Annotated in this window: 39 protein-coding genes and 4 pseudogenes; 12 read left to right on the top strand and 31 right to left on the bottom strand. The window is 48.3% G+C overall.

Annotated features, from left to right (window positions below; translation table 11 throughout):
- Positions 1–13: 13 nt before the first annotated feature.
- From KO1_RS02710 to KO1_RS28410, 4 genes and pseudogenes are all read right to left on the bottom strand, one after another.
- On the bottom strand, positions 14–448 hold the full coding sequence (locus KO1_RS02710) for a hypothetical protein (RefSeq protein WP_004103005.1): 435 nt from the start codon (positions 446–448) through the stop codon (positions 14–16).
- Between the two features lie 2 nt (positions 449–450).
- Complete coding sequence (locus KO1_RS02705; RefSeq protein ID WP_064406833.1) at positions 451–747, bottom strand: hypothetical protein; 297 nt, start codon at positions 745–747, stop codon at positions 451–453.
- Positions 744–1117 (bottom strand): annotated as a pseudogene (locus KO1_RS26800) (HNH endonuclease). Before KO1_RS26800 ends, KO1_RS02705 begins: the two are co-directional and overlap by 4 nt.
- Complete coding sequence (locus tag KO1_RS28410; protein ID WP_158423277.1) at positions 1101–1265, bottom strand: hypothetical protein; 165 nt, start codon at positions 1263–1265, stop codon at positions 1101–1103. Before KO1_RS28410 ends, KO1_RS26800 begins: the two are co-directional and overlap by 17 nt.
- A gap of 129 nt (positions 1266–1394) precedes the next feature.
- Here KO1_RS28410 and KO1_RS02700 point away from each other — a divergent pair, with 129 nt between their 5' ends.
- Complete coding sequence (locus tag KO1_RS02700; RefSeq protein WP_064406832.1) at positions 1395–1898, top strand: retropepsin-like aspartic protease; 504 nt, start codon at positions 1395–1397, stop codon at positions 1896–1898.
- Between the two features lie 215 nt (positions 1899–2113).
- On the opposite strand, the pseudogene KO1_RS28650 reads toward KO1_RS02700, so the two are convergent.
- A pseudogene (locus tag KO1_RS28650) lies at positions 2114–2206 on the bottom strand (DUF2514 domain-containing protein); the annotation flags it as partial.
- Between the two features lie 578 nt (positions 2207–2784).
- Between KO1_RS28650 and KO1_RS28580 the strand changes: the two are divergent.
- Positions 2785–2955: a YnfU family zinc-binding protein gene (locus tag KO1_RS28580; protein WP_218017404.1), complete on the top strand. Its 171-nt coding sequence runs from the start codon at positions 2785–2787 to the stop codon at positions 2953–2955.
- Between the two features lie 442 nt (positions 2956–3397).
- On the opposite strand, the gene KO1_RS02690 is transcribed toward KO1_RS28580, so the two are convergent.
- From KO1_RS02690 to KO1_RS02670, 6 genes are all read right to left on the bottom strand, one after another.
- Entirely contained in the window at positions 3398–3658 is a 261-nt protein-coding gene (locus KO1_RS02690) for a hypothetical protein (protein ID WP_004103013.1), read from the bottom strand.
- A 206-nt stretch (positions 3659–3864) separates the two neighbouring features.
- On the bottom strand, positions 3865–4062 hold the full coding sequence (locus KO1_RS28645) for a hypothetical protein (protein ID WP_024274329.1): 198 nt from the start codon (positions 4060–4062) through the stop codon (positions 3865–3867).
- Positions 4013–4288, bottom strand: coding sequence for a hypothetical protein (locus KO1_RS28640; RefSeq protein ID WP_073971793.1), 276 nt, complete (start codon positions 4286–4288; stop codon positions 4013–4015). The genes KO1_RS28645 and KO1_RS28640 overlap by 50 nt, the downstream gene beginning before the upstream one ends.
- 7 nt (positions 4289–4295) lie before the next feature.
- Positions 4296–4925, bottom strand: coding sequence for a glycoside hydrolase family 19 protein (locus KO1_RS02680; protein WP_064406831.1), 630 nt, complete (start codon positions 4923–4925; stop codon positions 4296–4298).
- Positions 4925–5206, bottom strand: a complete 282-nt coding sequence (locus KO1_RS02675; RefSeq protein ID WP_004121581.1) for a phage holin family protein — start codon at positions 5204–5206, stop codon at positions 4925–4927. Before KO1_RS02675 ends, KO1_RS02680 begins: the two co-directional genes overlap by 1 nt.
- On the bottom strand, positions 5193–5588 hold the full coding sequence (locus tag KO1_RS02670) for a phage holin family protein (protein WP_049101114.1): 396 nt from the start codon (positions 5586–5588) through the stop codon (positions 5193–5195). Before KO1_RS02670 ends, KO1_RS02675 begins: the two co-directional genes overlap by 14 nt.
- Positions 5589–5785: 197 nt before the next feature.
- Between KO1_RS02670 and KO1_RS02665 the strand changes: the two genes are divergently transcribed.
- Positions 5786–6100 (top strand): hypothetical protein, encoded by a 315-nt coding sequence (locus tag KO1_RS02665; RefSeq protein WP_126468312.1) that lies wholly within the window; start codon positions 5786–5788, stop codon positions 6098–6100.
- A 302-nt stretch (positions 6101–6402) separates the two neighbouring features.
- On the opposite strand, the gene KO1_RS02660 is transcribed toward KO1_RS02665, so the two are convergent.
- The 19 genes and pseudogenes from KO1_RS02660 to KO1_RS26770 form a co-directional block, all read right to left on the bottom strand.
- The gene (locus KO1_RS02660; RefSeq protein WP_064406830.1) at positions 6403–7200 is read right to left on the bottom strand and encodes an antitermination protein; all 798 of its coding nucleotides are present in this window, start codon (positions 7198–7200) and stop codon (positions 6403–6405) included.
- 2 nt (positions 7201–7202) lie between these two features.
- On the bottom strand, positions 7203–7328 hold the full coding sequence (locus KO1_RS27980) for a YlcG family protein (RefSeq protein ID WP_375294025.1): 126 nt from the start codon (positions 7326–7328) through the stop codon (positions 7203–7205).
- Between the two features lie 2 nt (positions 7329–7330).
- Positions 7331–7627 carry a DUF1364 domain-containing protein gene (locus KO1_RS02655; protein ID WP_064406829.1) on the bottom strand — a complete coding sequence of 99 codons (297 nt, stop codon included), beginning with the start codon at positions 7625–7627 and terminating at the stop codon, positions 7331–7333.
- A 2-nt stretch (positions 7628–7629) separates the two neighbouring features.
- Positions 7630–7836 carry a hypothetical protein gene (locus tag KO1_RS02650; RefSeq protein WP_064406828.1) on the bottom strand — a complete coding sequence of 69 codons (207 nt, stop codon included), beginning with the start codon at positions 7834–7836 and terminating at the stop codon, positions 7630–7632.
- Positions 7836–8435 (bottom strand): DUF1367 family protein, encoded by a 600-nt coding sequence (locus tag KO1_RS02645; protein WP_064406827.1) that lies wholly within the window; start codon positions 8433–8435, stop codon positions 7836–7838. Before KO1_RS02645 ends, KO1_RS02650 begins: the two co-directional genes overlap by 1 nt.
- Before the next feature lie 57 nt (positions 8436–8492).
- On the bottom strand, positions 8493–8684 hold the full coding sequence (locus KO1_RS02640; protein ID WP_224227084.1) for a hypothetical protein: 192 nt from the start codon (positions 8682–8684) through the stop codon (positions 8493–8495).
- Between the two features lie 108 nt (positions 8685–8792).
- Positions 8793–9026 (bottom strand): DinI-like family protein, encoded by a 234-nt coding sequence (locus tag KO1_RS02635; RefSeq protein ID WP_064406825.1) that lies wholly within the window; start codon positions 9024–9026, stop codon positions 8793–8795.
- A gap of 421 nt (positions 9027–9447) precedes the next feature.
- Positions 9448–9741, bottom strand: coding sequence for a hypothetical protein (locus KO1_RS02630; protein ID WP_032734624.1), 294 nt, complete (start codon positions 9739–9741; stop codon positions 9448–9450).
- A gap of 397 nt (positions 9742–10138) precedes the next feature.
- A pseudogene (locus tag KO1_RS28955) lies at positions 10139–10234 on the bottom strand (hypothetical protein); the annotation flags it as partial.
- Positions 10235–10637: 403 nt separating this feature from the next.
- Entirely contained in the window at positions 10638–10958 is a 321-nt protein-coding gene (locus KO1_RS27830; protein WP_074195144.1) for a TonB family protein, read from the bottom strand.
- Positions 10959–11568: 610 nt separating this feature from the next.
- Entirely contained in the window at positions 11569–11835 is a 267-nt protein-coding gene (locus KO1_RS02620; RefSeq protein WP_049101121.1) for a hypothetical protein, read from the bottom strand.
- A gap of 99 nt (positions 11836–11934) precedes the next feature.
- Positions 11935–13047 (bottom strand): ImmA/IrrE family metallo-endopeptidase, encoded by a 1113-nt coding sequence (locus KO1_RS02615; protein ID WP_049101122.1) that lies wholly within the window; start codon positions 13045–13047, stop codon positions 11935–11937.
- Positions 13048–13060: 13 nt separating this feature from the next.
- Positions 13061–13654 carry a hypothetical protein gene (locus tag KO1_RS02610; RefSeq protein ID WP_049101123.1) on the bottom strand — a complete coding sequence of 198 codons (594 nt, stop codon included), beginning with the start codon at positions 13652–13654 and terminating at the stop codon, positions 13061–13063.
- Between the two features lie 174 nt (positions 13655–13828).
- A pseudogene (locus tag KO1_RS02605) lies at positions 13829–14215 on the bottom strand (class I SAM-dependent methyltransferase); the annotation flags it as partial.
- Positions 14212–14478 (bottom strand): DUF977 family protein, encoded by a 267-nt coding sequence (locus tag KO1_RS28885; protein WP_053087338.1) that lies wholly within the window; start codon positions 14476–14478, stop codon positions 14212–14214. The pseudogene KO1_RS02605 and the gene KO1_RS28885, both read right to left, overlap by 4 nt.
- Positions 14471–15214 carry a replication protein P gene (locus KO1_RS02595; protein WP_049101124.1) on the bottom strand — a complete coding sequence of 248 codons (744 nt, stop codon included), beginning with the start codon at positions 15212–15214 and terminating at the stop codon, positions 14471–14473. Before KO1_RS02595 ends, KO1_RS28885 begins: the two co-directional genes overlap by 8 nt.
- Positions 15211–16128, bottom strand: coding sequence for a phage replication protein O (locus KO1_RS02590; RefSeq protein ID WP_168421988.1), 918 nt, complete (start codon positions 16126–16128; stop codon positions 15211–15213). Before KO1_RS02590 ends, KO1_RS02595 begins: the two co-directional genes overlap by 4 nt.
- 337 nt (positions 16129–16465) lie before the next feature.
- Complete coding sequence (locus tag KO1_RS02585; RefSeq protein WP_032734636.1) at positions 16466–16786, bottom strand: CII family transcriptional regulator; 321 nt, start codon at positions 16784–16786, stop codon at positions 16466–16468.
- 20 nt (positions 16787–16806) lie between these two features.
- Entirely contained in the window at positions 16807–17058 is a 252-nt protein-coding gene (locus KO1_RS26770; protein ID WP_048257996.1) for a transcriptional regulator, read from the bottom strand.
- A gap of 28 nt (positions 17059–17086) precedes the next feature.
- Between KO1_RS26770 and KO1_RS02580 the strand changes: the two genes are divergently transcribed.
- The 9 genes from KO1_RS02580 (at position 17087) to KO1_RS02550 (ending at position 23742) form a co-directional block, all read left to right on the top strand.
- A complete protein-coding gene (locus tag KO1_RS02580; protein ID WP_032734637.1) occupies positions 17087–17530 on the top strand; it encodes a hypothetical protein in 444 nt (147 codons plus the stop codon).
- Positions 17531–17849: 319 nt separating this feature from the next.
- Positions 17850–18044 (top strand): hypothetical protein, encoded by a 195-nt coding sequence (locus tag KO1_RS26765; protein ID WP_048257997.1) that lies wholly within the window; start codon positions 17850–17852, stop codon positions 18042–18044.
- Positions 18044–18235, top strand: a complete 192-nt coding sequence (locus KO1_RS02575) for a DUF1482 family protein (protein ID WP_004103055.1) — start codon at positions 18044–18046, stop codon at positions 18233–18235. The genes KO1_RS26765 and KO1_RS02575 overlap by 1 nt, the downstream gene beginning before the upstream one ends.
- An 8-nt stretch (positions 18236–18243) precedes the next feature.
- A complete protein-coding gene (locus KO1_RS28635; protein ID WP_004121647.1) occupies positions 18244–18402 on the top strand; it encodes a YdaE family protein in 159 nt (52 codons plus the stop codon).
- 136 nt (positions 18403–18538) lie between these two features.
- Positions 18539–21436, top strand: a complete 2898-nt coding sequence (locus KO1_RS02570; protein ID WP_064406823.1) for a RecE family exodeoxyribonuclease — start codon at positions 18539–18541, stop codon at positions 21434–21436.
- A gap of 11 nt (positions 21437–21447) precedes the next feature.
- Positions 21448–22536, top strand: a complete 1089-nt coding sequence (locus tag KO1_RS02565; RefSeq protein ID WP_064406822.1) for a RecT family recombinase — start codon at positions 21448–21450, stop codon at positions 22534–22536.
- Between the two features lie 43 nt (positions 22537–22579).
- Positions 22580–23275: an ASCH domain-containing protein gene (locus tag KO1_RS02560; protein WP_064406839.1), complete on the top strand. Its 696-nt coding sequence runs from the start codon at positions 22580–22582 to the stop codon at positions 23273–23275.
- Positions 23272–23499: a TraR/DksA family transcriptional regulator gene (locus tag KO1_RS02555; RefSeq protein ID WP_064406821.1), complete on the top strand. Its 228-nt coding sequence runs from the start codon at positions 23272–23274 to the stop codon at positions 23497–23499. The genes KO1_RS02560 and KO1_RS02555 overlap by 4 nt, the downstream gene beginning before the upstream one ends.
- Positions 23500–23742 (top strand): hypothetical protein, encoded by a 243-nt coding sequence (locus tag KO1_RS02550; protein ID WP_004103073.1) that lies wholly within the window; start codon positions 23500–23502, stop codon positions 23740–23742.
- On the opposite strand, the gene KO1_RS02545 is transcribed toward KO1_RS02550, so the two are convergent.
- Positions 23712–24905, bottom strand: a complete 1194-nt coding sequence (locus KO1_RS02545) for a tyrosine-type recombinase/integrase (RefSeq protein ID WP_064406820.1) — start codon at positions 24903–24905, stop codon at positions 23712–23714. The two genes, KO1_RS02550 and KO1_RS02545, sit on opposite strands and share 31 nt — an antisense overlap.
- Positions 24906–25232 lie beyond the last annotated feature (327 nt).

Raw genomic sequence — 25232 nt, 5'->3', positions numbered from 1 at the left:
ATTGGTGGTGACCTCAGGATGCCGTTGACTCCGCAATACCATCCGCCCGCAGCACATTCTCCGGGAGACGTTCTGCCAACGGTGCATTCTCAAATACCTTAAGCCCGTACTGTCCAACCCAGGTACTTTCCTGTCCTACGCTGCCGGCGATGAAATCCATCACCTCTGCAATCAGCTCTTTGACCAGCGCCTCCGTACCAGTCCGCCAGTGGCCTTCAATGGCCACCAGAAGAGGATCGGAACCGTTGGCGATACTTTGCTTGCCTACCGAGTAAGTTTTCTTTTTCGCCTTATCGGTCACACACTGCAGCTGTGTCATCAGGGCCAGATCAGCAATCGGAGTTGTATCGCGCACTTCGATAGTCATTGTGGCCAGCTTGTTACCTGATTCAGCATCAGTGGATGATGCGTAGTACATTGAAATAGTTAAATCATCACGACTGAACATGATTAATGGCTCCGGTTACGGTTGCGATTTTTATTGCGGTTACGCTGATGGCGCGGTGCGCTTTCGGCTGGCAGGTGCTCGCCTTCGAACGCTTGCGCTTGCTGTGGCTCTTGCGGTTGCGGTTGAACGGGAACCAGTCCCTCGGGAATTTCACCACCTACCTCAAACTTGAGATGCGGTTCTTTCCCCAGAAAATGGCTGAAGTTCAGGCCCGATAGTCCTGCATTGAGCATCGAAATCCCCTCAACATCAACGGTAACGAGTTGGCCATCAACGTATTCAATTTTTAAATTCTTCATCGTGTTCTCTCTGTTGCGGTTTTCTTTCTGTGGCACGGCCAGCACAACGATTCAAAATTGGAATCGTCATCAGTACCACCGTGGGCTTTTGGGATTTTGTGATCTACGCTGGCGGCTTTGGTGGCGATGCCGTTACGTCGACAGTTCTGGCAAAGATATTTGTCGCGCACGAGAATTCGGGCACGAATGAGGCACGAATGATTTCCCAGGGACGACCGTATCCGCGTTGCTGTCGGCTTTTTCCGCTCTGATGGTTACGCCAACCATCGCCAATGTGTTGCTGCCGGTGGATCTCACAGTATCCACTGACATCATTCGTCACTGCCGCGCATCCTCTGTGCCGGCAAGGTCGTTTAGCTCGTGGAGGCATACTCATCCTCAAGCATGAATTTGGAGAGAGTTAAAGCGGCACTGTCGATGGGAAACTCTGAAACTGGCAGCGATGCGAATGACAAATCGTCATACTCAATCACCACCAGCTTCCCTCCTACGTATTCAATTTTTAAGCTCTTCATCATGTGGCATCACGAATACCAAAAGCCCCGCAGATGCGAGGCTACTGGTTAAACATCAGGATGTTACTGTGAAACCTCAGCATGTAAGGTTATAGCTCGGCCCGTCCGTGGTGGGACACAGACGAACATGTAATGGCAGAAAATTGGCTGATTAGTTCTGCTTTAGGAAATGAAATGGCAATTAATTTACCAATATACTTTATGAACGACAGCGGGGAACTTTCAACTACACCGCAACCAAAGGCTGTACCCGTGATAGCTGTTACATTTGCTGCAGCTGACAAAGATAATCATTACCACATGCCGAGCCCCGAGAAACATCAATCAGTCATGGTTCTGATCGATACTGGTGCTACCGCTTGTTATATCGATAATAATTTTGCTGATGAATTAGAACTCCCAGTTACTCGAGAAATACAGGTACAGGGAGGAACTTCTACAATTAATTCAACTTCTCGAAGGGCTATTATGAGCCTAACATTGGACGGGCGCCTTTTTTCTCAAGAATTTCATGCAACACCTTTAGTTGATAATGGGCGTCATTTCAAAGCAATTCTTGGAATGGAGTTTCTGCAACACTGCACATTCACGCTTGACTACAAAAATAATAAATTTGAGTTATTATTTAACAGTTAAGCCATACTGGCAGAAATACAACTCTAGTTTCCGAGCTCCCTTCCCCCAACTGCGGCTTGTTATCACATGGTACTTGCCGCTGCCCCTGAATATTAACCATCCTAAGAGCTATAATTTCTGCCTCCTTGTTACATATCGCATCTCCCTGCATTTTAATGTGCTGGATTAAGGTCATACTGTCCTCAGTAATCCCCTATCAGGGATTTTTGATTATGTTACCCCTTGGCGGGGACAGAGGTTCTCACCGATTCGTAAATCCGCTCACAGGTCATTCCTGCTGTGTATCGTTCGTCTGCAATTGCAGCATAAGCCACGGGGGTTAACTCCCTATGCGTAACAATCGAAGGCACATTGTTATAGCCATTAAAAAAACTACCTACGTGGAGTGCCTCCGAAATGTGGCCTTTCTGATGGCTATGAAAAAGGCCGCAAAAGAGATGCGGCCTTTTGTCATGCACAGTTATCGATTAAATAAACTCTCAGGAGCCATCCGGGAGAGATTTATCCAAACGAGCAACTGACCTCCGACAAACTGGTGTTGGGGACGGAGGTGCAATGATAGTAGTGTATTTCATTTTTTTTCATACTAACGAACATATAATTATGGCAGTTCGTCTTTTTAACCGACAAATGCCACTAAAATAGTCTGTCCAGGCAGATGATTATCCCGCCAAGGGTTAACACACTCACGCAATGAAAATCTTTGAAGATGTCGTTAGCTGATTTACCCGTCGTCGAAAGGTGCAACGGCCCTGACCTAACGAGATTAGCTTTAGTCGTGCGTTGTCATCTACAACGAAGTAGCCTCAAAAAAATAACGGTTATAAAGCGAGCTATTTTCTGTCCTGAGGTGTATGGTTAGCAATCACTAACGAGGATAAAAACCATGTCGATGCTCAAAGACAAAATACGTACACTTAGACCTGTAAAAAGCACCTGTCCTCACTGCTCTCGCCAGTCAACACATAGCCTGTCGAGAATAAAAAACGATATAACATTGATCTGCCCATACTGCGGAAATATTTTCCTACCCTCAGAAAGTAAACCTATAAAGTAACTGATTGACTGCTTTTCTGAAGCTTAAGTACACTCTTAGGCTTCAATAACCGAAACAACTCAGCAATCAGCATCAGGGCGCGCTACAGCCCGTATCCAGCGGACTGCAAAAATGACGGCTCACTCCTTTCAGGCGACTCATTCGCTCAAAATCATCAGGAGTTAACTTGCGAGAGCACTTTACGGTGCTGCCATCCTGCGGTTCAACAGCACTCATTTATTCGCCTTTTCAGTTTGTTATGGACAATTGGTCAGGTCCGATTTGCTGTGCACAAAATATCTCGCTTGGTCTGCTTGTCCAGACATTGATATCGTGTCAGTCAGATAGATGATTCTCCCCCAGTAGCGGAAGGTTTCAACGACAAACGGAGCGAGTCTATTATGTCATAAAAAAGCCACCCAGAGGTGGCCACGGCTGATAAGGTACATTTTCAACAGGATCTTTATGGGAAAAACCAGTAGACCAGATTGAACATTGACGCAATAAATGAAAGGAAACTGATGAATGCAAAGAAGATTGCAATTATACCTGGCTGTCCCATCATATAACTAACAACTTCTTCTGAGTATGGTTTCCCCCTTTCCTCCGCCGCTTTGAGCTCAGCCCTTGCCTTTGAAAGTTTTCGCTCCGCCGTAATATGGCATAAGTATCCAAATACCAGAGCGATAATTAAAAAAACTATGAAGCCAGTTAACGTATTCATTAAACTAATCCTAAGTTTATGGTAAAGCACATTATTTTCTCACCCTACTATAAGTGATTGTAATGGCATAGCATAACAAGCTCTGTTTACCCCTACCTTTTTCAGTAGGTTTTGGACTTAGGGGCTATTCATTATCTTAATAAGGTTGATCTACTCAATTTCGCTGAGGGTTAACCTGTACGGTAAAGCCGTCCTGCTGTTTAGCTTCACTCATTTTGTAGCCTTTCGTTTCGGTTCGGGCAATTCGCTATCACAGACTTGTTGTGCGCTAGGATGTCTCGCTTCGTCTGCTTGTCCAGCGCGTCGATATCGTGGTCAGTCAGGTAGATGATCCGCGCCCAGCTGCACGCGGTATCAACCACCACTGGGGCGGGTAAATCTTTCGCGCAACTCGCGATCAACATCGTCATCAGGCATATGGCTAACAGTCTGCTGTACATTGCTGGCCTCTCTGGTGGCTTCTTCTTTCCGTTCCGCCACGGCGACGCGGGCAGCGGCATTATCTTCGGTTCGCTGCTGTTCGGCTTTGGTTTCCGCCTTGCAATTCCCGCGGGCATGGCCTAACCCAAATGCGCCAGCGATAACGGCCAGCAACGCAGTTGCCAGACCAATAATCATTTCAATGCCCATAATTACCTCACACCAGTACTGATTTAGCCAGGTTAAAGAGCGCACGGCGTTTATCCAGACCGTTGCGGCCACCGTTAATAAGCAGGGTTACGCGCTCAACATCACCGGAATGAAGCAGGCAACCGTGGGAGACATAAAACCATGCGGCCGAACGTGCTGCGTAACCATCTCGCTCCAGCAGCTCAGGCTGGGTAACAAGGTCAAGCTTCAGCGCCTGTCCGCAACTGCGATAGTTGCTCAAGCCCGTAACTTGTTTCAGGCCTCGACCTCGATATTTCCAGCCATCACCAGCAACCTGATTACCGAGATTCTTTTTGCCCCACTCGCCCCCATACACCAGATTCGCGATTGCTCGCTGATTAGCTGGTTGTGTTGCCGTTCTGCCGAGTGCGGCGGCCTGCTGAGCGGTGATACGGTGTTTACCGAACGTAGGCACAAGGCTATCTGCTGCATAGTTCAGATTTTCCACCAGTCGGGTAAAGCCTCCGGACTCGTGTCCCATCTGGGCAATAAACATCGACTGGTCGAGTGGAGTTGTGATGCCGAATTCTTTCATCACAGCATCAATATGCGGAAACCAACGCGCAGCTAACCCGGCGCTGATGCCGGCCGCCTTCTGGAATTGTGATTTGTTCATCAGTGCCTCAGTGCATCAACCAGACGCGCCACATTCCCTCTGAACCAGAGAACCGCGCCGCAGATAAGAATGTTCGCCAGCACCACCAGCCAGTGTGACGACTCGTACAGGCCAAACAGGAAACGGAAAGGGATGCTGGCATAAACCAGCACAGTGAAGTAAGCCATCAGCGATATCATGGGGCGGTGTCTTGACCCGTCGCGTCGGTAGAACATCAGCACAACAACAATTACAGCGCATATCACCGCATTGATGATTGCGCTCGGATCACTTGTTACCATTGCTTGTCCCTCCTCCACGTAAGCGAGAGAGAATCCCAAAGAGGCTACCCAGGTCCTGACTGTTAACGAACGTCAGCAACTTAATGGCTATGGCTGCCACGATTACAGCACCGAGTGCATCAAGCGGCCTGTCGCTGTAACCCGTCCACTTTGAGAAGTACGCCCCCAACAGAGGAGCGCCAATCACACCGAATATGAATGAAGTGATGAAGTAGCCCACCAGCTTAATGCGGCTAATATTCACTGCCGTTGCGACATAGAACACCGCACCAGCGAACGCACCAAACACCACGCCATAATCAATGCCAGTTGCCAAGCCGAATAGGCTGGCGCCGAACAGTCCACCAGCCGCTATCGTTGTGGCAGAAACAGGATCGGACATTTAACCCCCTCTTATTGCTGTGAGTCCTCTCAGTGCGAGGGGAAATTAGAAAGGCCGCCAGATGGATTTTCGATAATGCACAATGTGAATGACGTTCTGGCGGCACAAATGAAAAGGGCCACGCAAAGGCGCAGCCTTGTGTGTTTGTTTTTCGAACTGATAGAATGGAATTCCCATAATCGAAAAAGGATTATTCAGTGAGAAACGTAAAAGTAAAATGCTCTCAAGGCGGAATGCCAATATATAACGCGATGGAAAAGATTTCCGATAAGATCAGGAGTCAATACCCCGATGTGACTGGTAGACCGACTTACATCAATGCAAACGAAAAGGTTGAGTTCCACTATACTTCGCTTGACGGGAAGACTGATTTAAATCATTTGGCAAATCTCTTAACAGAAGAGCTATCCAAGGACAGTCTAATTGTTGAAAGTGGCGTCAAAGTTATCCGTGACGATAAACACCCGTCAGCTTACGGCCATGGTGTGATTGTCGTATCATTGGTGAAATAAAAAAACTACCGACATTAATAAGTGGTTTGAGTTAGCACCGACCTCTCAGCCGGCATGGTTAGAGTCCCAGTCCTAAGCCGAAGTGACCAACTTGGCGGTTAATTTTTGGGAGCCGCCTCTTCATTCCCAAAACAGAATTTCTATCAAATCTACATGCTGAAAAGAAATGAGTCAACGAAAGCGCATAACAGAAAACCCCGCCGAAGCGAGGTTTTAAGATCTGTAACGTCATGGGCGAATTAACCCATCGTTGGAATGAGATTAGCCAATTTCCGCCACGCTTGCAATAGCCTGCTGCAAAATCATCTCGTTACCTTCTCAAGCATCTTTTCTGCGAAGGATTCCTCGACGTGGCAATACTCCACCAGACGCTCAAAGAACAATTTGAAGTTTCTTCGCCAGGTAGTTTCGGTCACACCTAGAGCCTTGAATACCTCCGTGTCTTTTAATCTGGGATAGCCGCGGCCAGTGCAGCGGGGGCATTGCTTAAAAACCGGAAGTCCCTGAAGCTCTGATTTTTTCTTATCCAGTACCTCTCCGCGGCCCCGGCACCGACATTCGTTTTTGAGTCGCCCTTTCCCATTACACGCTTTGCATATCACTTTTACTTGCTCACGAACGGCCTTAACTTCTTCCCAGTCCGATGGCGAGATCCCCTTAGTTACTTTTACCCATTTCGGAGGCTTTCCGTCCGGATAAGACACTTTGTTGGTGAACACCTCGGCGTCAATAAAACCAGATCCAGCGCAACTGCTACATGTGACCAGACTGGCAGCGCTAAGCGAATAATCCCGGAACACGTAACCAGCCATTACACGCAAGAACTCCGTGCGCTGCTGTTCCTCCATCGCCTGCAGGGGTCGGTTCCTGCCGGCGCGTTGAATGGCGAGTTCGCCAATGAAGGCAATTATGTTGTCAGGTTCCAGAACACCGGCTTTTGCAAGGTAAAGCTCGATACCTATCGCTGATTTTGATGTTGCCAGGCCTAACGCGGCCATGACATCGGTAATCGTCAGGGTCTCAGACGTTATTCCGCATGGTACTGCACCGGGCATCATCGATTTTGGTGAGAAAAATTTTGGTAATGCTTCAAGTTTCACAATTATGCCCCTGCTTTCTGATTGCGGATTTGGTTTCTGAGGATGCGATATGCCACCGGGAACGACCCGCGATAGCGGACGATGTTCAACCGTAACCAGCGCTGGCGGATACATTCAGTTGTCTTCATGTTCATGCTTTTACCAGCCCTTCTTTTTTCCATATGGCCAGTGTTCTGAGCACACCTTCTGCATGCATCAGGCGCAGTTCGTCATAGGTGTAATCGGTTGTTTTCTTCCGGCCGTCGATCAAGTCGTGGCAACAGTTGCAGGCGATAGCCGCCTGAGTATCGTCAGGCTTGTATCCTGTGCCGCAGGTGCCAGCGAGCCGGTAATGTGCCAGCACACTGGTTTCCGGGTTGCCGTTGCAGTACCCGGGAATCCGGATGGTGCATTCGCGACCACGCGCCGCTTTGCAAAGGTTAGCCATAATCACCTCCACATCCGGTTGCGCCACCGAGAATCAGGGCGTGGTGGGTTCTTTTCCTCCACCAGTTGCGCACTGACGGTCCAGGTGATTAAGTCCTGATTCAGGCTGCGCTCAACCCTCACACCCCGCTGGCGATATTTCGCCATCAGCTCTTCAGCCTGCTGCGTGGTGCAGTCGCTATGGTGAAACCATGAATATTTCATAAGCATCACCCCGCAAAGCTCAAAAGCTGGTTTGCGGCGTTCTCTACTTCCTGCTGGCTTTTGAACGAACGCGAAAGGATCCACCGCCAGAGAACATCCAGCGATGCTTTATACAGTTCATGAAATTCGCATTCGTCCATGCTGGCGAAAGAAATGCTGCGAGGGTGTTTTTTTAGCGTGCCGTCCGGCAGCTGTATGGCGTCATAGTGTCCAGCTTCGACAATGACCCATGCCCGGTAAGCGTCGAAGGATTTACAAATACTGATGCTGCCGGCACGCTTCTCAGCTATGCGGTCGAGGTATTGCTCGGCAGCATTAAGCAATGCCGACTCATTACCTCCGTATGCAGCCAGGTATTTGGCGTAACCGGTGATAAGCCTGCGCTCGTTAGACGAGATCGCTCCCCCAGTAGGTTCCCAGTATTCAAAGCCAAGATTGAGTAAAGCGAAATAGCGGCGATGAAACGCCGGGTTGCGGACAAGCTTATAGTCAGCTTCCAGAACGGCGCCGAGCTTGCATTTTGATTGCAGGAAATCACTGGTCTCCTGCGTTGCAGGGATCAGAATTCCTTGAGACTGTTTTATCAGGTGTAATTGTTGCGCCATGGGTTTCACTCCGTGGCGCTGTGATGCTCCGTTGCCGTTGTTCAGGCGGCAGCTAAATTATTGCAGCTTATTCTCGGTTTCGTCAATGCAACCAGCATCTTTAGACAGTTCTTTAAATTCTTCAATAGTCAGCAAAAACTGGTTTTTTCTTACCTTTTCGAGCCCGGTTATTTTTCCTTCCTCACTCGAAATTAAAAACTTCCCGCCTTGCCTGATTATGTCTACCACTTCGGCGATATCGAGCTCCACTTCATCCCCCTGAGCGACATACAGACGCAAAAATATAGTCCGGCGACAGCATCAAAGGGACACGCTTATTGCGATACTTTGGGAAATGCCAGTCACCAAAAAGGTCTATCAATAAAACCAGTCGTCGGCGCTTTCCCATGTTTCCTGGAGAATTTCTGCAATAGTTTCTTTATCGCCATCTACGCCGCCGAAAACACTGAGCCCATCAGCACCAGCGCGACGAATAGATAATTTGCAATCATCATATTTTTGATTTAATCGCCGCAGGAATTCGGCCTCTAACGCTGGTTCAGCACCGGTAGGCAGTTTTTTAGCTTTGTCGATGGTTACTTCGATTCTCATGGTATCACCCCCCCGTTCGATATACTGTATAAATAAACAGTACACCTAACTTACTGAATGTTCAATATCTTAAGAGCACAAAACGTTAATTTTTGTCAGGAATGGGAAAAGAAAACCCGCCGTAGCGGGTTGATTTTATGGTTTTTTTTAGACAATAGCTTTATATATGGACAGGAGCATAGGTCGCGATGAACAAAATTCAACCAACTCATGTGAGTTCAAAAGAGTCATTTAGAAGTACATTTTTTAATTACATGGAGGCCAAATATAAGTGTTTAGCGACACTACAATTATTTGATAGAAGCGTCGGAAAGTACGCCATACTCTTTGAATGTTATTTATAGACAGGTTCAAGAAAAAAGACACCTAAGTCATATAGTCTAGGGAAATCCATTTTTATTAAAAAAGCATTATAAATGTCTTAATTGCCAATACCCTTAAGAAAATAATTATGAAAGAGCATGAACTCATAATCACCTCCTTTTTTTCTAACCAGTTCAATTTCAAAATCTGGCCACGGATATTTATAACGCAAAAAAAGACATCTTGACTCAATATCTATCGTACCCTTAAGACCAAAAGAAAAACATTCAACAATATTGTGTTCTTTAATTTTCCCCACTATAACCAACGGGCTTAATTTTTTGTTTTTAAAGCATAAGTTTAGATATGCACGATTGAAGATCACTTCATTTCCTCGTGAATCATTAGCCATGGCAAACCCTCAATCTTCCCTAAGCGATAGACTTAAAAATCAAGTACCAGAAGGCTCTGGTACCTGATGGGTCCCTTTCATAAGAGACAATAGCAGCTTTAATGGAGAAAAGATTTAACTATTTTCAAATTGAGAGTTTTCCAAATAATTTAACCTAAAGCTATATAATGATAAGCGCGCCACATAAATTCACTTCAATAATTTCATTCAACAAATTTCAAACACAGTTGCATTCTCAGCTTTATAATATATATCAGGTGGCGGGTCTTTCTTTTGACATAATTCAGGTAAATTAGCCCTCACCAACGCCTCAGCAAACGGCGGCGGGACGGCATTGCCACAGCGCGCGACCTGCTTATCCTTTGCATATTTCACGCCGCGGCTTGAGTATTAGTCAGTAGGTATCGCCATTCGCCAGATATGGCTGTAGGTATTCATCAATAGCCGAAAAGTTACCGCGATGGAGTTTGATGCCTTCTTGAGGAATGTTCACGCTTCACCTCCGCAGAGGCCAAATGGTGAATGCAGAAAATATCCGGTGACTTTCGCCATCGGTGACAGGAATTGCTTTAAGGTTTTGTGCGCCATGTGCCCCCACTTGGAGCCGGATAACAGGTATCAGGTGTTCAGGCTGACGAGGTAATAATCGCTCGCCTTGGGGATAAATGCAAAATGAGCATATGCGAAAAGCCCCACTGAAGCGGGTACATGATGTTTTGCTTGAGCGCGCCTGTAGGTAAAGCCCAAATGCCAATACAATAGCAAGGTTTATCGCCATACATATGCAAGAAAAACCAGATAATCTATGCAGGAAATAGATAAAACATGTCATGTGCATCTAAATCTTCTTGCGAAGCATAGTTCCAGAGGTAACTTCCCCAAAAAGTTAGGAGCTCTTACGGTTGATACGGCCTAAATCTTATGGTTCCACGGGCAATGCCCGGTCTTCCTGGCTCAAACTTGCATTTCCGGATTGCTGATCTAGTTTCTCTAAAAAAGATCTCAGTGCCAGTTGTATCAACAGAAGTAACTTCTCCTTTTTCATTTACTTCGGCAGAGTATGTTACAGTGCCGCTAATCTTATTAGCCATAGCAGAAGCTGGATAATAAGGGAAAGGGCAACTTATACGCACAGGCACTATTTCTTCTTTATTTTCTACAGCAAGTGCCAAGTTTGATATAAGAACAGCGCAAACCAGAAGTAATGTTTTATTCATATACTATACCAACTGTTGTTTCCCTTGCGTCCAAAGTTCACTAATGCGCATTTTACATGTAAAGCCGGAGGGAGAGGCTCCACTTCGACACAAGCCCACTCTTGTGTGGAGGGGATTATATATCACTGCGGCGGTTTTTCTGTGACCTTGTTGTGAATCTCCCAGAGGCTGATTCCGCAGCTCGCGCAGAAGTTAGCAAGGTAGTCGAGACCAGACCACTCGCGGATTCCTCCGCGAGCAGCCTTCACAAACACAGCTATATCCTTGCCTCCCCCACAAACTGAACAATCGCAAGCCGCCACCATCAGGACTTTTTACAGCAGCTATGCGAGTCAGTACGCCTGTCTGATACAGCCCAGTAAAGGCGGGTTTCTTCCTGGTTATCATTCGCATAAATACAAACCTGCGGTTTGTTGATAACAAATAGCGTGTTTGCGTTTTATGGTTTTTGTCACTGTAGGGGATTTAGGTATCACCAACTCCCCGCCTCGCCCGCACGCACGCAGAAACCCCGCTTTTTTGTGCAAATGTGCAGACCACCGGAAGACCCACCCATCTGGTCTGCTCTTGAAAAATTACCATCCTAAATTTTGTACATATGAATGCAGATTTATGCACCTTTTTTATCAGGCTTCGGCCAGACTGTATGCGCGACGCTTTTTCCGCTGTCAATAATCACAATTGATTCAACCGCAATGCTTGCAATACTACTGTTTTCTTTTTGAAAATCAGGAAGCAACTCCATTTGTAATCCTTCCACAAAAACCTCTATCGGAGGCGCATTAGTAAGGTCTTTATCTACAAATATCAATCTTGTAAACAAAGGGTTATCACCCTGGCCATAAGCGCTAACTGTCACTGTGAGGCGAATCTTCATTAAAACTTTCCTTTTTCAAAATAAATTTATATAAATCAATTAGTTATTTAATATTACACATAAAAAATCCCGCCAAAGCGGGATCTCTTTACAACTAGATTAAACGGTATTCATTCGGTATGCAGACAGAGAAACGACATTTTCGTTAGCGACTTCTCGGGCAAAATCTAACGTATTATCGTTTGCTAACTCTGCTAACATCGTCGGGGTAATACACAAACGCTTGGCTAAGTACTCAACATCAACAGACAGATCCGTTAAGAGAAACTTCATTGCCTTATGAAAAAGCTCAGGCTTTTCATTAGGAATCAAATAATCCTCTTTTTCATCAATTGCTTCCCCCTTGCGCTTTAAACCGAAGAATGCCGTTTTATATTGGGCATCGGTTAAGAGAGAAAGCTGATGCGCCCTATAAATTGTTGCTGCCTTACTTACTTTCCATGTCAATTTAAATTGACTCAGCCCTTGCCAGTCGATACGACCACCAATTGGGCGAGGGAAATATTTTGCCATCGCCGAACGGGGTAAAAGCAATGCCGATGCAAAACGGTTAGCTTGAGATTCAGTTACCCGATCTCCCGTTGAAATACCTTCATGCAAAATCAAATGTGCTACTTCGTGAGCAATATCAAAACGCTGACGGCAAGGCGATTTTTTAGCCGTATTTCTTACAATGAATGGCCGGCTTAAAGGAACAGAAAGCGCATCCACATCATCAGAGACAGAATCGAAAGAAGTAACAAATGCTCCCAGCTTTTCAGCAAGTCGAGTCATATTGTCAATCGGCCCAAAACCTAATCCCCAATCAGTCCGGCATTTCTCAGCGGCTCTTTCTATGTCCTCTTGAGTATTTACTCTCAGTTCAGGAAATCTTACTGGCGGTAAATTCAAGTACTCTTCAAAAACTTCAATGAGGCGGCGATATAATTCAGCTTTAGCAAGCGTCGCCAACTTAGTAGCCATGCGTGTTGAACTACGCTTGCGGAAGTGAACGAGCTCTTCATTCACTGGAGACTGCTCTTGCACTGAGAAAAATTCAGGCGTGACCAGCAATACGGCAGCTAATTTATTCGCAAGCTCAGGAGTAGGCACAGCCGAACCGGATTCCAGCCGCTGAATGTACTGGCGGGTCTTATCGACCCGCTCAGCTACTTGCTCCAGTGATAACTCATGATACAGACGAGCCAATCGCAAATTAGAACCGTTAAACACTTTTCACCTACTATTATCCGTTATCGCTTTTCTTTTCCTTTTCAGGAATAGAAGCGCTGATATCATCCAGCTCAATCTTGACAGGTGCTGGCGGGGTATCATCTGTAGAATGCAGCACAGTTACCCGTTCTTCGCCATACGTCCATAAAGAGAGCATTTCTTCCAGCGCATTATAACCCGCAAAATGCACTCGCCCACCTTCACCTTCGAACTCAGGTTTCTCTACAACGAAGCGCCAAATCGTAGGGATTGTATCTTCCGATGCGAATAGCTGATCAACACTATTCTTTCGAAAGAAGTTAGCCTTTTTCGGATTAGTTGGATCATCGCTAAATGAACGGATTGGGATACCGCCAATAGTGATTGTGTAATCATTATTCGGATTAGAAAGCCCCAACCAGTCGTATTTATTTGACATGCACAATTTGACGATTCGATTTTTCTGGCGCCCAAAAGTACATGTTGCTCGGGTATAATTATCATCAAGCGAAGAAGACAAAAGCTCATGCGTGTCTTCCTGCACTTTAAGGAGAGCCTCCGCAATAATAGATAAGCGTTCTTCGGTTAACTGCGGATGAAACGTCCAAGGTAATGGGTAATTTTGCATCGGGTCACTTTCCTTTCAGTGCAAAAATCAAACTTTGTCAACCGGGATAATGGTGCAAAACATTGATTTTGTCAACTAGCCCCTATTAATGTTTACAGCCACTTTCCAACGATTGAGAAGCTCGTCAGATTTTTTTCTTAACTGCGATTTTTTCAGATGCCAAATTATCTACCCCAGACGCTGCGCGGTTATCTGGGTTTCGTTCCATTTGAAGATGATTACGTCGTGTGGCCGCAGCACGCGAAAAGCCTCTTCAAAACCTGTGCGCAGGTCATCGCGCCAGATATCTTTGTTCAGGCGACCGTATTTCTTACCCATCCAGGCGTTTTCGCCCACTCGTTCAAGATGCGGCGGGTCAAACACGACAATCGGGAAAGAGGTGTCAGCGAACGGCAGCGCGCGGAAGTAGGCAATAATGTCCGGGCTGATAACCAGGCTGCGACCGTCACAAAGTTTGTGCTGTTCAGCGCGAATATCACTGAATACAGCGCGCTCGTCCTGTTTATCGAACCAGAACATCCGAGAGCCACAGCACATGTCGAGAATGGTTTGCTCTGTCATTTGCATGCTCCCGTATCCTTCCGACGACTGAATCTCTGAAGGTCAAAATCTATGGTCGCCCGCTGGTCCCGGAACAATCCAAGCCGCCCGTAGCGGATGACCTTTCCGGTTCTGACTGCAGCCTGGAAATATCGACCTGCGGTATCCCTGCACATGCGTAGTTCTGCGCAGGCTTCTTTCACTGTCAGGCGCCCTTTCTCGCGAGTAAGTTCGATAATCGCCTGGACGCAGGCCTGTTTTTGTTCACGTGATTTGTTAGCCATGGTTGCGCCCTCTCCCAAGGCCAAACTTCGCGCGGATTTCAGCGATTTTGTTTAAGCCCTGCTCGTTACTCAGCGGACGTCCGCCGAGTTTTGGGATCTGCTTAACCGGCTCTGGAATCGTTTCTCCGGCGTTCAAGCGACGAACCATACGCAACAGCTCATCTGATGCTTTACGACGCAGTTCTGAATCGCTGAGACCATTTGCGCGCATATCCGTATACAGACCGGTAACCATCCAGTAGCAGGCTTTGTGTTTCAGCGTTATCGGTTCGATTTTGTGTTCAGGCCATGGGTACGACTCAGCGTCAGGATACTGACCGCGGGTCCGGCAATACTGGTAAACCATATCAACCAGCTCACTCGCATCTGGAAGGCCTACCGTCACCGCCTCCTCAGAACGGCACCAGGCAACAAACTGACCAGGAGATGGCATGAAGGGTTTTTCCTGCTTGCGAGCAACCCGCATGCCGGCGTTAATCTGCTCTACCGTGGTGATGCCGTTCTCCTTGAACGCCAGGAGCCACTGGCGACGCATCTCGTTGAGGTCTTCCGCTGATTTGTTGGCAAGCGCCGGGAATACCGCGAGCAACTGGCGAAACAGTTCGTTGAATACCTCAGCCGTCTTTGTCGCCTGATGTGCAAAGCTCTGCGCATCCTGCATTTCAGGCATGCCGGCGGCGATACGTTGGAAGTTCTTTCGATCGAAGTTATGCATGCTTTCTGCGATAGATTTCATTCGAGTACCCCGTCTATCCAGTCGGTATTGTCCAGCGCACTGGCGCCTGATGTGATTTTTGATGGAGATGGGCTGCGCAGGCGCTTAGTTGTCAGTTGATCCCACTGCTTGCGTAGTTTTGAAGGGCTGAGAATGTTTTTTTGCCAGAAATCGTCTTCGTTGGCCCACTTGAACAGTTCGCAGATTTCGTAATGGCTGCGCTTGTCCTGCATGCGTATCAGACGGATGGTGTTTGCCCATTCAACCCAGTTCGGTTCTGAGAGTGAGGCATTCACGGTCAGGGCTTTATCGAAAATCCATCGCGCGGCTTTGAGGTCGTCAGCTGTTCCCCAGGATTTTCCCGCAGGGGTATAAATCCCATCGGCCGCTTCTGGATGCCGAGAGAGAAACTCTTGAGTTTTCTCGTTTCGGGATTCTTCAGAATTCCGAGACGAAGATCTTTTAATATTGTTTTTGTTATAGTCTTGGGTGTCTACCGTTTCCGGGAAGGTTTTTTCCGATTCCGGGAAGGTAATTCCCGTTTTCGGGAAGAGTTTTCCCGTTTTCGGTTTGTCCAAAATCCAGGCGGATAGCTCGGTATTTATACCGACGGTTTTCATCACGCCATGCTTGTGACTAAAAATAATCCCCCGCGCCGCGAGTAGTTTTATCGCATCTGAAACATGAGAATCACTCAAACCGGTTAACTCAGAAATGACGGTATTTGTTACCCGATCCTGTTTTTTGTTCCATCCGTAGGTAAGCCAGATAACTGCCTCAAGACACTGCCACTCGCGCCCGGACATGCGCAGCCGCGGTTTGAGTTTCTGAATCTCATTGGCGATCCTGGTATAGCCATTGGACAGGTCGGCCATGCGACCTCCCGTTAGTTCAGTTTTGATTGGAAAATTGATAACTTCAGCGGTATTTGACATACTTAATCCCGTGAATTGGTCCAATTAATTCACCCGAAGACCGGCTGTGTTAGAGCACAACGGTCTTCACCCTTTCAGAACAAACCAGCCTGATTGCTGCCTTTTCGCACGGTGCGCTTTGCTTCCCGGCGTTCGGATGCGCTTGTCTGCTTCTCTGCCCATAACTTTGCGTGTCGCATAACATCGTCAAACATTCCCCCTTTTCGGCTTGCCTGTGACATCCGCTTGTACATATCGACCGCCTGGTATGCCCCCCCCCCTGAGCCACTGCCTGCGTGAAGCCCTGGCGAAGCAGTTCCTCGCGGACATTCTTCTCGATGAATTCGATGTGATTCATTCAGTCCCATCCCAGCGGACCCGGGCGGCACCGCTCAGCACGCAGACCTATATCAGCGAGCGTTTCAACAGACTGCAGGTAATGCCTGGACACAACGACTGCTTCCGGCGGTACAACTTGCAATCCGAGTATTGAGAGTTCTTTCGCCACATCAGCAAAATGGCCCTCCCCTTTACGCCTGCTTGCCGTTGACTCACTGATCCCCAAAAGTTCGGCGTAAACCTTTTGGCCGACCGATGAAAGCCGGTTGAGTAAGACGCTTTCAATCTCAACCGGGTTGAGAATTGGTGGATCTAACTTTCGTGCTATTGCGTTTTGCATTGGTAATAATCCTTTTGAGGTCATTGGTTTATTGATGCTTTATTAGTTGCATTTGGGGGTGTGAATTCGGGCCAAATGTTCATCCAGCGATCTGGTAGACAATCTGCTCTTGTAACAACGCCTTTTGTGTGATTTTCAATCTCTATGGCCCGTTCTGGTGATATAGCGGATTTCCCAGAGGCCATCTGAGATAGATATGATTTTGATATTCCAAGTTTTTCAGCTAGGAACTTCGCGTTACCGCGCTCTAGAAAATATTGACTAAGTTGCATTTGTGCTTCCTGTCCGAGGTGTTTCGCTATGAGTTTATATCTTTATAAACAAAAAAGTAAAGAATTTGATTGTTTAGATTTTACTAATCACAATGACGGCATGAGCACAAAAGAAATTAGAAGTAAGCGACTAGCTGACTGGTTTGCTGAGCGCACTCTTCCTGAAAGAGAGAAAAGCTATTTATCACAACTGATAAATGGTAAGACTTCTTTTGGCGAAAGAGCGGCACGGCGGATAGAAAGGGACTACAATATGCCCCCAGGTTATCTGGATGCTATGGATGCCGGTAATGAGCATGATGGCTCTATGCCTTCAGTGCTTTCGTCAATGCTTACTGCTGATGAAGTTAACCTAATTAAGTTTTATCGTGGATTTCCGGATTCTGAGAAAAAAACAGTACTAATTGAATTCGAAACAAAATTCAAAAAATACAACCAGTTATTTGCTGAACTACTCGCCTCCCGTAAGTAACATATCTCTTCTTTGTTAAGCCGCCTTCATGGCGGCTTTTTAGTTTCACGATTAATCAATCAAAACTTTAAAACTAATATAATCAAATGTTTACAGAAAAATTAACTTTTTTGTTCATAAAAAGGTTTACATAAAGGTTTATATTTTCATAAACTCACTCCATCAACAACGCGCTGCGTTGCTCCGATAAACGTTCCGCTGGCCGGCGACAAGGCAGAGGTTGAAATGAGTAAGCAAGGCATCAGAGCCCTGATCATTTCGGCAGTTATAGGGTTCACCTTCTGGGTTTTATTCATCATATGCATTGCGGGGGTTATCTATGGCTAATCCAGTTCCAAACAGCGGTCGCGCAATACCAATGCGTAATCCGCGCACCGGCGCGCCCTGGTCTGTTTCATACGACCATGTTCGCAAAACCTATTTCCATGAACCGCAGGGAAATCTGCGCTTTATCCGTCAGCCCTTTTACTCAAGGGAGCTTGCGCCCTATCTCGTTCCGGCAGGTACCCACTGATGAGCACAATGTTCGCTCTGGTAATCACCGTCGGCATGCTCATTGGCGGTAATCAGGATGTTTTGCTGGGTGTTTATGACAGCGAGAAAGAATGCCAGGAAGCCGCAGTTGAGCAAGGTGTAAAAGGCGAATGCCTTCCATTGAAAGGCGTTCTGGCTGAACACCCCGCCGGGTTCACCGCACAGATGTAGGAGGCGTTATGCAGAAACGATGTGCGTATTGCCGCAAGGCACTGGAGGAAGGAAAAGTTGTGAAGATGACAATTCTCATCATTCACGGCACGCAGTTAGTACCACGTGAAAGAACGTATTGCTCGAAACGTTGTGGCGAATACGACGCCATGGCCAACGAGGCCTAACGTAAAACCCGCCGAAGCGGGCTGTACGTCCGGTGCCACCGACCAAAGTTACACCGGAAATTACCAAAACCAATGAACACCCGATGGGCGCTATCAATGGCCCGGGGATTCTAACACCCAAAATTGAGGCTATCACATGGAATATTTTTATCTGATAAAGGCAACTCAAAAATCGGGTAAAGCCGATGCCATTATCTGGCGTTCCGCAAAATCTGAAGCTCGCGCGCAGCTGCAGTTAGATGTTGATTTGGAAGATGCAGAAATCGAAACCGGGCGCGGCAAAGACTACCTGAAACCCATTCGGACCGATTTCCCGGTATTTAATGACCTTCCCGCTGAAGGTGTTCTGGATTTTGAATGGTGCAAGCGCTATCAGCTCGGCGACGACCAGCGCACCTGGCAGGTTATCCCGGGGGCTGTTGCTGATTCAACCACCGTTGTTGAAGATGAGATCGTTAATGGTGATTCAGACAAAAACGATTCTGATGCTTCCGACGCTGCGGTTTCAGACGATGAAAACTCCCTCTACAACCTCGCAGAAATGCCCTTCCGCATTCAGCTGCTGGCACAGTACATGGCAGAAGAAGGCCACGTTTACCATATCAGCATCCCGCATCGCGGCCGCCTTTCCGCCATGGAAATGGATACAGATAATTCGGCAGTTCAGGATCTCATTCTTGCTGCTGAAAGCATTCCTGAAATAAAGAAATACGACATGCCAGCTTTGTGGAAATTTACGAGCGCGAATAAAAAGGTCTTCCCTGAAGGGAAGCGCCACGAACTTGGCAAGCGTATTCAGTTTGCGAAATTGTGGTTCGAAACCAATGCTATCGATCGCGGCATCCTTACCAGGGAATGGTCAGTTGGCAATCAGATTTCAGCAGTTCCCCATGCTGACCCTCACGCTACACCCGAACGCTATAAACGCGCCGTAACGCAGAATATCGCGAATCTGGCTATTGAGATCGCTATTGCTCAACTGTACCCGGATGCAGAGCCGGGAAAAATCAGCCGCCCTCAACTCATCGGTGCCAAAGACCTGGTAGACAGGAAAGAGGATGTGCATGTTAAGGCGCTCAAGATTCTGAGCAAAACTACAGACATTCTCGATTACGACGCAAATAGCATATTCGGCGTCACCCGGGCCATTAAATGGAATGGCGAAGAAAGCACGTCAGAACTACGGGCAATGGTTCGTAACTGGCTTGCGGCTAATGGCATTTATGAAAACGGCGAGCGCTCAAAAGGCTATCCGGAGTGGGAAGAGGATCCGCGCGCTGGCCGTCACTCAAGCAGTACAGATTTAACCCGGGAGGATGTCGACAGGAAACTTGCTGCTGACCGTGGTGAATACGTCGAAGGCATCAGCGACCCAAGCGATTCCAAATGGGTTCACGAAGACCTGACCAAAAAGAGTCAGCCTGAAATCGCCAGGATCAGTACCACCGTGTTCTCCATTGAAGGCCTTATGGCCTCTCCTGCCCCAAAAAGCGATAACGAAGAGGCCACCAGCGATGTGCAGATGGAAGAGGCTCAGCAGGTCAAAGACGAAGCTGATAATCCGGTACCGGCAGGCGAAAGCGCTAATGCAGATGCTGAAAAAACAGATGCCGTAAACGCACGCAAAATTTTAACTGAGCGCTGTCCTGACCTGGCCGCTGCGGTTCTGCAGGACCAGGAACCAACAATCAAGCCTGAAGGTTCCGCCGAAGAACCAGACCAGGAACTTACAGCGACAGTATGGCCAGAATACTTCGAGCCTAGCCGCTATGAAGGTGTACCGAACGAGGTTTACCACGCGGCGAACGGCATCAGTTCGACTCAGGTTAAAGATGCCCGTATATCTCTGATGTATTTCGAAAAGCGTCACGTCTCGAAAGTCATTGAAAAAACGCGCTCCCCTGTTCTGGATATGGGCAATCTGGTCCATGCGCTGGCGCTGCAGCCCGAACAATTGGAAAAAGAATTCAGCATCGAGCCGGAAATCCCGGAAGGCGCCTTCACCACGGCTTCGACGATCCGCGCGTTTATCGACGAGTACAACGCCGGGCTTCCGCCGCTTTTGAGTGCTGATGACATCAAGGCGCAACTGGAGGCGCACAACGCCACACTACCGCAGCCGGTTCCTATGGGTGATGACGTTACCCAAACAGGTGAAAACTACATGGCCTTACCCGCTGAATTTCAGCGCATCGAAGAAGGCCAGAAAGTTACCGCAGTCAAAATGAAGGCCTGCATCAAAGAATACAACGCCACCCTGCCAGCGCCTGTTAAAACCAGCGGCAGCCGTGATGCCATGTTGGAACAACTGGCGATTATCAATCCTGACATGGTCGCTCAGGAAGCCCAGAAGGCGCAGCCGCTGAAAGTATCAGGCACCAAAGCGGATCTGATTCAGGCTGTGAAATCGGTTAAACCGGATGCCGTGTTTGCCGATGAGCTGCTGGATGCATGGCGCGAGAACCCGGAAGGAAAAGTGCTGGTTACCCGCCAGCAGCTGGCTACGGCACTGGCCATTCAGAAAGCACTGTTGAATCACCCGACCGCTGGCAAGTTGTTGACGCACCCGAGCCGTGCCGTCGAGGTGAGCTATTTCGGCATTGATGAGGAAACCGGGCTGGAAGTTCGCGTGCGTCCTGACCTTGAGATAGACATGGGCGGCCTGCGCATCGGTGCAGACCTTAAAACCATCAGCATGTGGAACATCAAGCAGGAAGGTCTGCGCGCGAAGCTGCACAGAGAAATCATCGAGCGCGATTACCACCTGAGCGCGGCTATGTACTGCGAAACCGCAGCCCTTGACCAGTTCTTCTGGATATTCGTCAACAAAGACGAGAACTACCACTGGATCGCCATTATCGAGGCATCCGAAGAGCTACTGGAGCTCGGCATGCTGGAATACCGCAAAGCAATGCGCGCCATCGCTAACGGTTTCGACACTGGCGAATGGCCAGCACCGATTACCGAAGACTACGCCGAAGAACTTAACGATTTTGATGTGCGCCGTCTCGAAGCGCTGCGCGTACAGGCATAAGGGGAAAAACAATGTCCAATTTAGTCGCAACTACTGACAACCAGACCCAGAAGATCGACAACGTTTCAATCCTGACGAATGGGGAATTGTTCAACCGCCTGCGCACGCTCTCGGAGGTAATGGCCAATAGTGGGAACTTCGTGCCCGAGCATTATCGCGGGAAACCAGATGCGTGCATGGCTGTTGTAATGCAGGCTGCACGCTGGGGCATGGACCCATTCGCAGTGGCGCAGAAAACTTTTATCGTGGGTAATTCAGGTGTTCTTGGTTATGAAGCGCAACTAGTGAATGCGGTAATCAACACCATGGCGCCAACAAAGGATCGAATCCACTTCGAATGGTTCGGGGAATGGGAGAATATCGTTGGGCGCTTCGTAGAAAAGACAAGCAACCAGAACAAGAAGTACATCGCTCCGGGCTGGAATTTGAAAGATGAAGCTGGTGTGGGCGTTCGCGCCTGGGCAACGCTCAAAGGAGAATCCGAACCTCGCGAACTTGTCCTGATGCTTTCGCAGGCACAGGTTCGCAATTCAACACTCTGGGCGACAGATCCCCGTCAGCAGTTGGCTTATCTCGCCGTTAAACGTTGGGCGCGGCTGTACTGCCCGGATGTAATTTTGGGCGTCTATACTGCAGATGAGATTGACGAGCGCGAGGAAAAGATAATCAACCCTGCCCAGACAGAAAAAATCACGCTGAATGAGATAACCAGTACCGTAGGCGCTGTTGCCAGCGCGCAGGAATCAGCATCTAACATTGATGCTGTTGCCGACGAACTACGTGATCGGATTGACACAGCAAGCTCCGTTGATCAAGCCAAAGCCATTCGCGCAGATATCGAATCGCAAAAAGCATTACTGGGTACGGCACTTTTTACTGAATTGAAAAACAAGGCAGTGAAGCGCTACTACCTCGTTGATGCACGTAACAAGATTGAAGCTGCGATCAACTCACTGCCAAATCCTGGCGAACCTGAAGCCGCCGAGCTGTTTGCTAAAGCTGAAGGCACCCTCACCGCCGCCAAACGCCATCTTGGTGATGAACTGTATGACCAGTTTCGTATCACCCTGGACGACATGAAACCGGAATACCTGGGCTAAGGGAGGCGGGAGGGTTCGCCCTCCCGGTAACGAGATGACGAAAATTACTGAACGCGGAATGATTTTTAACGGGGAAATGGTGTGCGCCATTCTCGACGGTAGGAAGAAGCAGACGCGGCGCCCGGTAAAGTTTCCAGTTTTAGATAAAAACCTTGGGTGCGAGTTGTCTGGCAATGAACTGGCCGGGGAGCTGTCGGCAGGCAACTATCTGAACAGCGCATTTGGTAAACCAAGCGATCGAGTTTGGGTGCGCGAGACGTGGGGAGTCGTCAGTCACGAACTTGATGAGGATGGTCGAATCCAACCATGGACGCCAAACCGACCGGCTACAGCCATTCACGAAATGCCGTTTGGCAATGGCTATTACTCTGGCCACGCCATTTATGCAGCTGATGGTGATTTTACCTGGGGTGATGACGATGGTTATGAAGATGGACGTTCGTGCTGGAAGCCATCCATTCATATGCCGAAAGCAGCAAGCCGCATTCTACTGGAAATCACCGACGTGCGCGTTGAGCGTCTTAACTCAATACACGATGTCGATGCTATGCGAGAAGGAATACAGAATCTGACGACATGTTCACACGCTGATTTCGGCATTCCTGGCGTCGTAAATGCGCAGCATCCTGTACGAGCGTTTCAACTGCTATGGGAATCAATCTACGGCACTGAAAGCTGGAAGGCGAATCCATGGGTTTGGGTTATCGAGTTCAAGCGCGTTGAAGGCGGTGCAGCATGAGCGCGGAAATCATCGATCAGGCCAACGAGCTGGCAGATCGCAGGCTGGAGCTGACCATCCAGAACATGCGGATCAACCATGCGGCGGTTTCGGCTACTCACTGCTCTGATTGCGGGGAAGAGATACCAGAAAAGCGCCGGGAAGCGGTTGCGGGTTGTCAGCGCTGCGCTGATTGCCAAGAAGAAGAGGAATTGCGCGGTAAGCACCAGAAGGGGTACAAGTAGATGCAGAACACAAACATCACTATTCAGCCGGCCATCATTAACCGTGAAACGGTGCAGGCCATGCTGGGAGGAATTTCACGGACCACTTTCTGGAGGAAGCGCCGCGACTGGGAGCAGAGCGGAACCCCCTTCCCTGCACCAGCCCCAGGCACGAACCCGGGGAAAGGTGGAGAGCAGTATCGCTATTGTGACGTAATGCGCTTCTTTGCCTCTCAGGGGCTCGTTGAGTCCACGCATGATTGAATATGGGCAGCAAGGAGATCGAGCGCTTCTTGCTGTTCACGCAGATAACTGTGCTGGTCATAAATGGCAAGGACGCCACTAAGTTTATGGCCAAGCACTTTTTCAGATACGTGTGGCATAACGCCAAGCTCTGCCATTTTGGTTTTAGCAGTGCGACGTAAGTCATGTATCGACCAGTGATCGATGGTCATATCTTCACGAAGCTGAATGGCAAGATTTAGGATCACGCTTGCCGCCATCGGTCGGTCTTCTTTCTTAGCTGCTGGCGGGAATACCTGACTGAAATCCTCATACAGGGAAAATGCCTCCCGCAGAATTTCTACCGCCTTCACTGATAACCCTCGCTCGAATGGCTCCCTGGTTTTGGAGTGTTCATCAGGCACGCGCCACACCCTTGCATCTAAATCAAAATCCGCCTTTTTCGCCAGTCTGAGCTCTACGCCGCGGCAGCCGGTTAGCAGAAGTAACTTAAGAAGCAGTTTGTTCTGATGAGTAATAGTTGACGCCTCAACCGCATGCCAGAACGCGCCTATTTCTTTGTCGCTGAGATTGCGCTTACCTTTCTTTGCCGGTTTGCCAACATCAATAACACGCAGGTCGGTGACCGGGTTTCTCTTTATCAGTTCAATTCGGATGCAGTATGAGAAAATCGTTTTCATGCGTGAAAGGACTTCTCCGGCATATGTCTCGGCGTCGTTATCTCTCATTCGCTTAAACACTGGCTGCCAGTGAGAAATAGCCATCTCATCGACAAGCATACTCCCGACATAGGGCACCACATGGCGATATAAAGCCCTCTCCCACTGATCGCGCTTAACCAATCTGCTTGCTGATGCACTTCCCAGCCAGGCCTTTATGCAGTCCTCTACAGTGGCGGCTTTAATGTTCGCTTCAACGGCCATATCGCGCGCGGTTATCGGGTCTTTACCCACAGCGACCAGTTTGCGGAATTCAGATACCTGTTCTCTGGCCTCTTTCAATGAAACCTGGTCATACTGACCGATGGTCATTCTCCGGGGGCGGCCGTCAATTTTATACCGGTACTGGAAAACAATGACGCCGTTAGGGGTTACACGAACAGACAACCCATTGGCGTCTGAAAGCTCAATCCGTTTCGGGATCGGCTTGCCATTCATCTTGCGTAATTTGGCATCAGTAAGCATGTGTACATCCGTTTTACTGTGTACATCGTTGTGTACACAATTTCCGTGGCACAATGTGGAATAGAATAAAACGGAGTGAAACACCTGAGAGGGCTTAAGTCAACGCTGGCGCGGGCCGGGAATGGAATCGTGAAACGGGGATGAACAAAGGGAAACAGTGATAGGGACCTACACGAAAGAGCACATACAAAACAATATAATCATAATTATCAACATGTTCCGGCTCAGTTCCCGCTTCACTCTGCGAAAATATGTGCACGCTCGTTCACCGACGCGTACCCACCTGCAGCCGCCTGTTGATAACACCGACGGTTAGTTTACACATCA

Source organism: Klebsiella oxytoca NBRC 105695 (assembly GCF_001598695.1).
Lineage (GTDB): Bacteria > Pseudomonadota > Gammaproteobacteria > Enterobacterales > Enterobacteriaceae > Klebsiella > Klebsiella oxytoca.
This window is presented reverse-complemented; position numbering and strand designations above follow the sequence as displayed.

Coding starts and splice junctions, on each gene's coding strand:
- KO1_RS28645 (WP_024274329.1), bottom strand. CDS start 4,062: ATGTTGATCGCGAGTTGCGCGAAAGATTTACCCGCCCCAGTGGTGGTT.
- KO1_RS02700 (WP_064406832.1), top strand. CDS start 1,395: ATGGCAGAAAATTGGCTGATTAGTTCTGCTTTAGGAAATGAAATGGCA.
- KO1_RS02690 (WP_004103013.1), bottom strand. CDS start 3,658: ATGAATACGTTAACTGGCTTCATAGTTTTTTTAATTATCGCTCTGGTA.
- KO1_RS28635 (WP_004121647.1), top strand. CDS start 18,244: ATGCAGAAACGATGTGCGTATTGCCGCAAGGCACTGGAGGAAGGAAAA.
- KO1_RS27830 (WP_074195144.1), bottom strand. CDS start 10,958: ATGAATAAAACATTACTTCTGGTTTGCGCTGTTCTTATATCAAACTTG.
- KO1_RS27980 (WP_375294025.1), bottom strand. CDS start 7,328: ATGAAGACAACTGAATGTATCCGCCAGCGCTGGTTACGGTTGAACATC.
- KO1_RS28580 (WP_218017404.1), top strand. CDS start 2,785: ATGTCGATGCTCAAAGACAAAATACGTACACTTAGACCTGTAAAAAGC.
- KO1_RS26765 (WP_048257997.1), top strand. CDS start 17,850: ATGGCTAATCCAGTTCCAAACAGCGGTCGCGCAATACCAATGCGTAAT.
- KO1_RS02570 (WP_064406823.1), top strand. CDS start 18,539: ATGGAATATTTTTATCTGATAAAGGCAACTCAAAAATCGGGTAAAGCC.
- KO1_RS02710 (WP_004103005.1), bottom strand. CDS start 448: ATGTTCAGTCGTGATGATTTAACTATTTCAATGTACTACGCATCATCC.
- KO1_RS02580 (WP_032734637.1), top strand. CDS start 17,087: ATGAGTTTATATCTTTATAAACAAAAAAGTAAAGAATTTGATTGTTTA.
- KO1_RS02630 (WP_032734624.1), bottom strand. CDS start 9,741: ATGGCTAATGATTCACGAGGAAATGAAGTGATCTTCAATCGTGCATAT.
- KO1_RS02650 (WP_064406828.1), bottom strand. CDS start 7,836: ATGCTTATGAAATATTCATGGTTTCACCATAGCGACTGCACCACGCAG.
- KO1_RS02675 (WP_004121581.1), bottom strand. CDS start 5,206: ATGGTAACAAGTGATCCGAGCGCAATCATCAATGCGGTGATATGCGCT.
- KO1_RS28410 (WP_158423277.1), bottom strand. CDS start 1,265: ATGATGAAGAGCTTAAAAATTGAATACGTAGGAGGGAAGCTGGTGGTG.
- KO1_RS02545 (WP_064406820.1), bottom strand. CDS start 24,905: ATGCTTACTGATGCCAAATTACGCAAGATGAATGGCAAGCCGATCCCG.
- KO1_RS26770 (WP_048257996.1), bottom strand. CDS start 17,058: ATGCAACTTAGTCAATATTTTCTAGAGCGCGGTAACGCGAAGTTCCTA.
- KO1_RS02575 (WP_004103055.1), top strand. CDS start 18,044: ATGAGCACAATGTTCGCTCTGGTAATCACCGTCGGCATGCTCATTGGC.
- KO1_RS02550 (WP_004103073.1), top strand. CDS start 23,500: ATGCAGAACACAAACATCACTATTCAGCCGGCCATCATTAACCGTGAA.
- KO1_RS02620 (WP_049101121.1), bottom strand. CDS start 11,835: ATGAAGATTCGCCTCACAGTGACAGTTAGCGCTTATGGCCAGGGTGAT.
- KO1_RS28640 (WP_073971793.1), bottom strand. CDS start 4,288: ATGGGCATTGAAATGATTATTGGTCTGGCAACTGCGTTGCTGGCCGTT.
- KO1_RS02635 (WP_064406825.1), bottom strand. CDS start 9,026: ATGAGAATCGAAGTAACCATCGACAAAGCTAAAAAACTGCCTACCGGT.
- KO1_RS02590 (WP_168421988.1), bottom strand. CDS start 16,128: ATGTCAAATACCGCTGAAGTTATCAATTTTCCAATCAAAACTGAACTA.
- KO1_RS28885 (WP_053087338.1), bottom strand. CDS start 14,478: ATGGCTAACAAATCACGTGAACAAAAACAGGCCTGCGTCCAGGCGATT.
- KO1_RS02645 (WP_064406827.1), bottom strand. CDS start 8,435: ATGGCGCAACAATTACACCTGATAAAACAGTCTCAAGGAATTCTGATC.
- KO1_RS02680 (WP_064406831.1), bottom strand. CDS start 4,925: ATGAACAAATCACAATTCCAGAAGGCGGCCGGCATCAGCGCCGGGTTA.
- KO1_RS02565 (WP_064406822.1), top strand. CDS start 21,448: ATGTCCAATTTAGTCGCAACTACTGACAACCAGACCCAGAAGATCGAC.
- KO1_RS02670 (WP_049101114.1), bottom strand. CDS start 5,588: ATGTCCGATCCTGTTTCTGCCACAACGATAGCGGCTGGTGGACTGTTC.
- KO1_RS02585 (WP_032734636.1), bottom strand. CDS start 16,786: ATGCAAAACGCAATAGCACGAAAGTTAGATCCACCAATTCTCAACCCG.
- KO1_RS02595 (WP_049101124.1), bottom strand. CDS start 15,214: ATGAAATCTATCGCAGAAAGCATGCATAACTTCGATCGAAAGAACTTC.
- KO1_RS02705 (WP_064406833.1), bottom strand. CDS start 747: ATGAAGAATTTAAAAATTGAATACGTTGATGGCCAACTCGTTACCGTT.
- KO1_RS02610 (WP_049101123.1), bottom strand. CDS start 13,654: ATGCAAAATTACCCATTACCTTGGACGTTTCATCCGCAGTTAACCGAA.
- KO1_RS02555 (WP_064406821.1), top strand. CDS start 23,272: ATGAGCGCGGAAATCATCGATCAGGCCAACGAGCTGGCAGATCGCAGG.
- KO1_RS02655 (WP_064406829.1), bottom strand. CDS start 7,627: ATGGCTAACCTTTGCAAAGCGGCGCGTGGTCGCGAATGCACCATCCGG.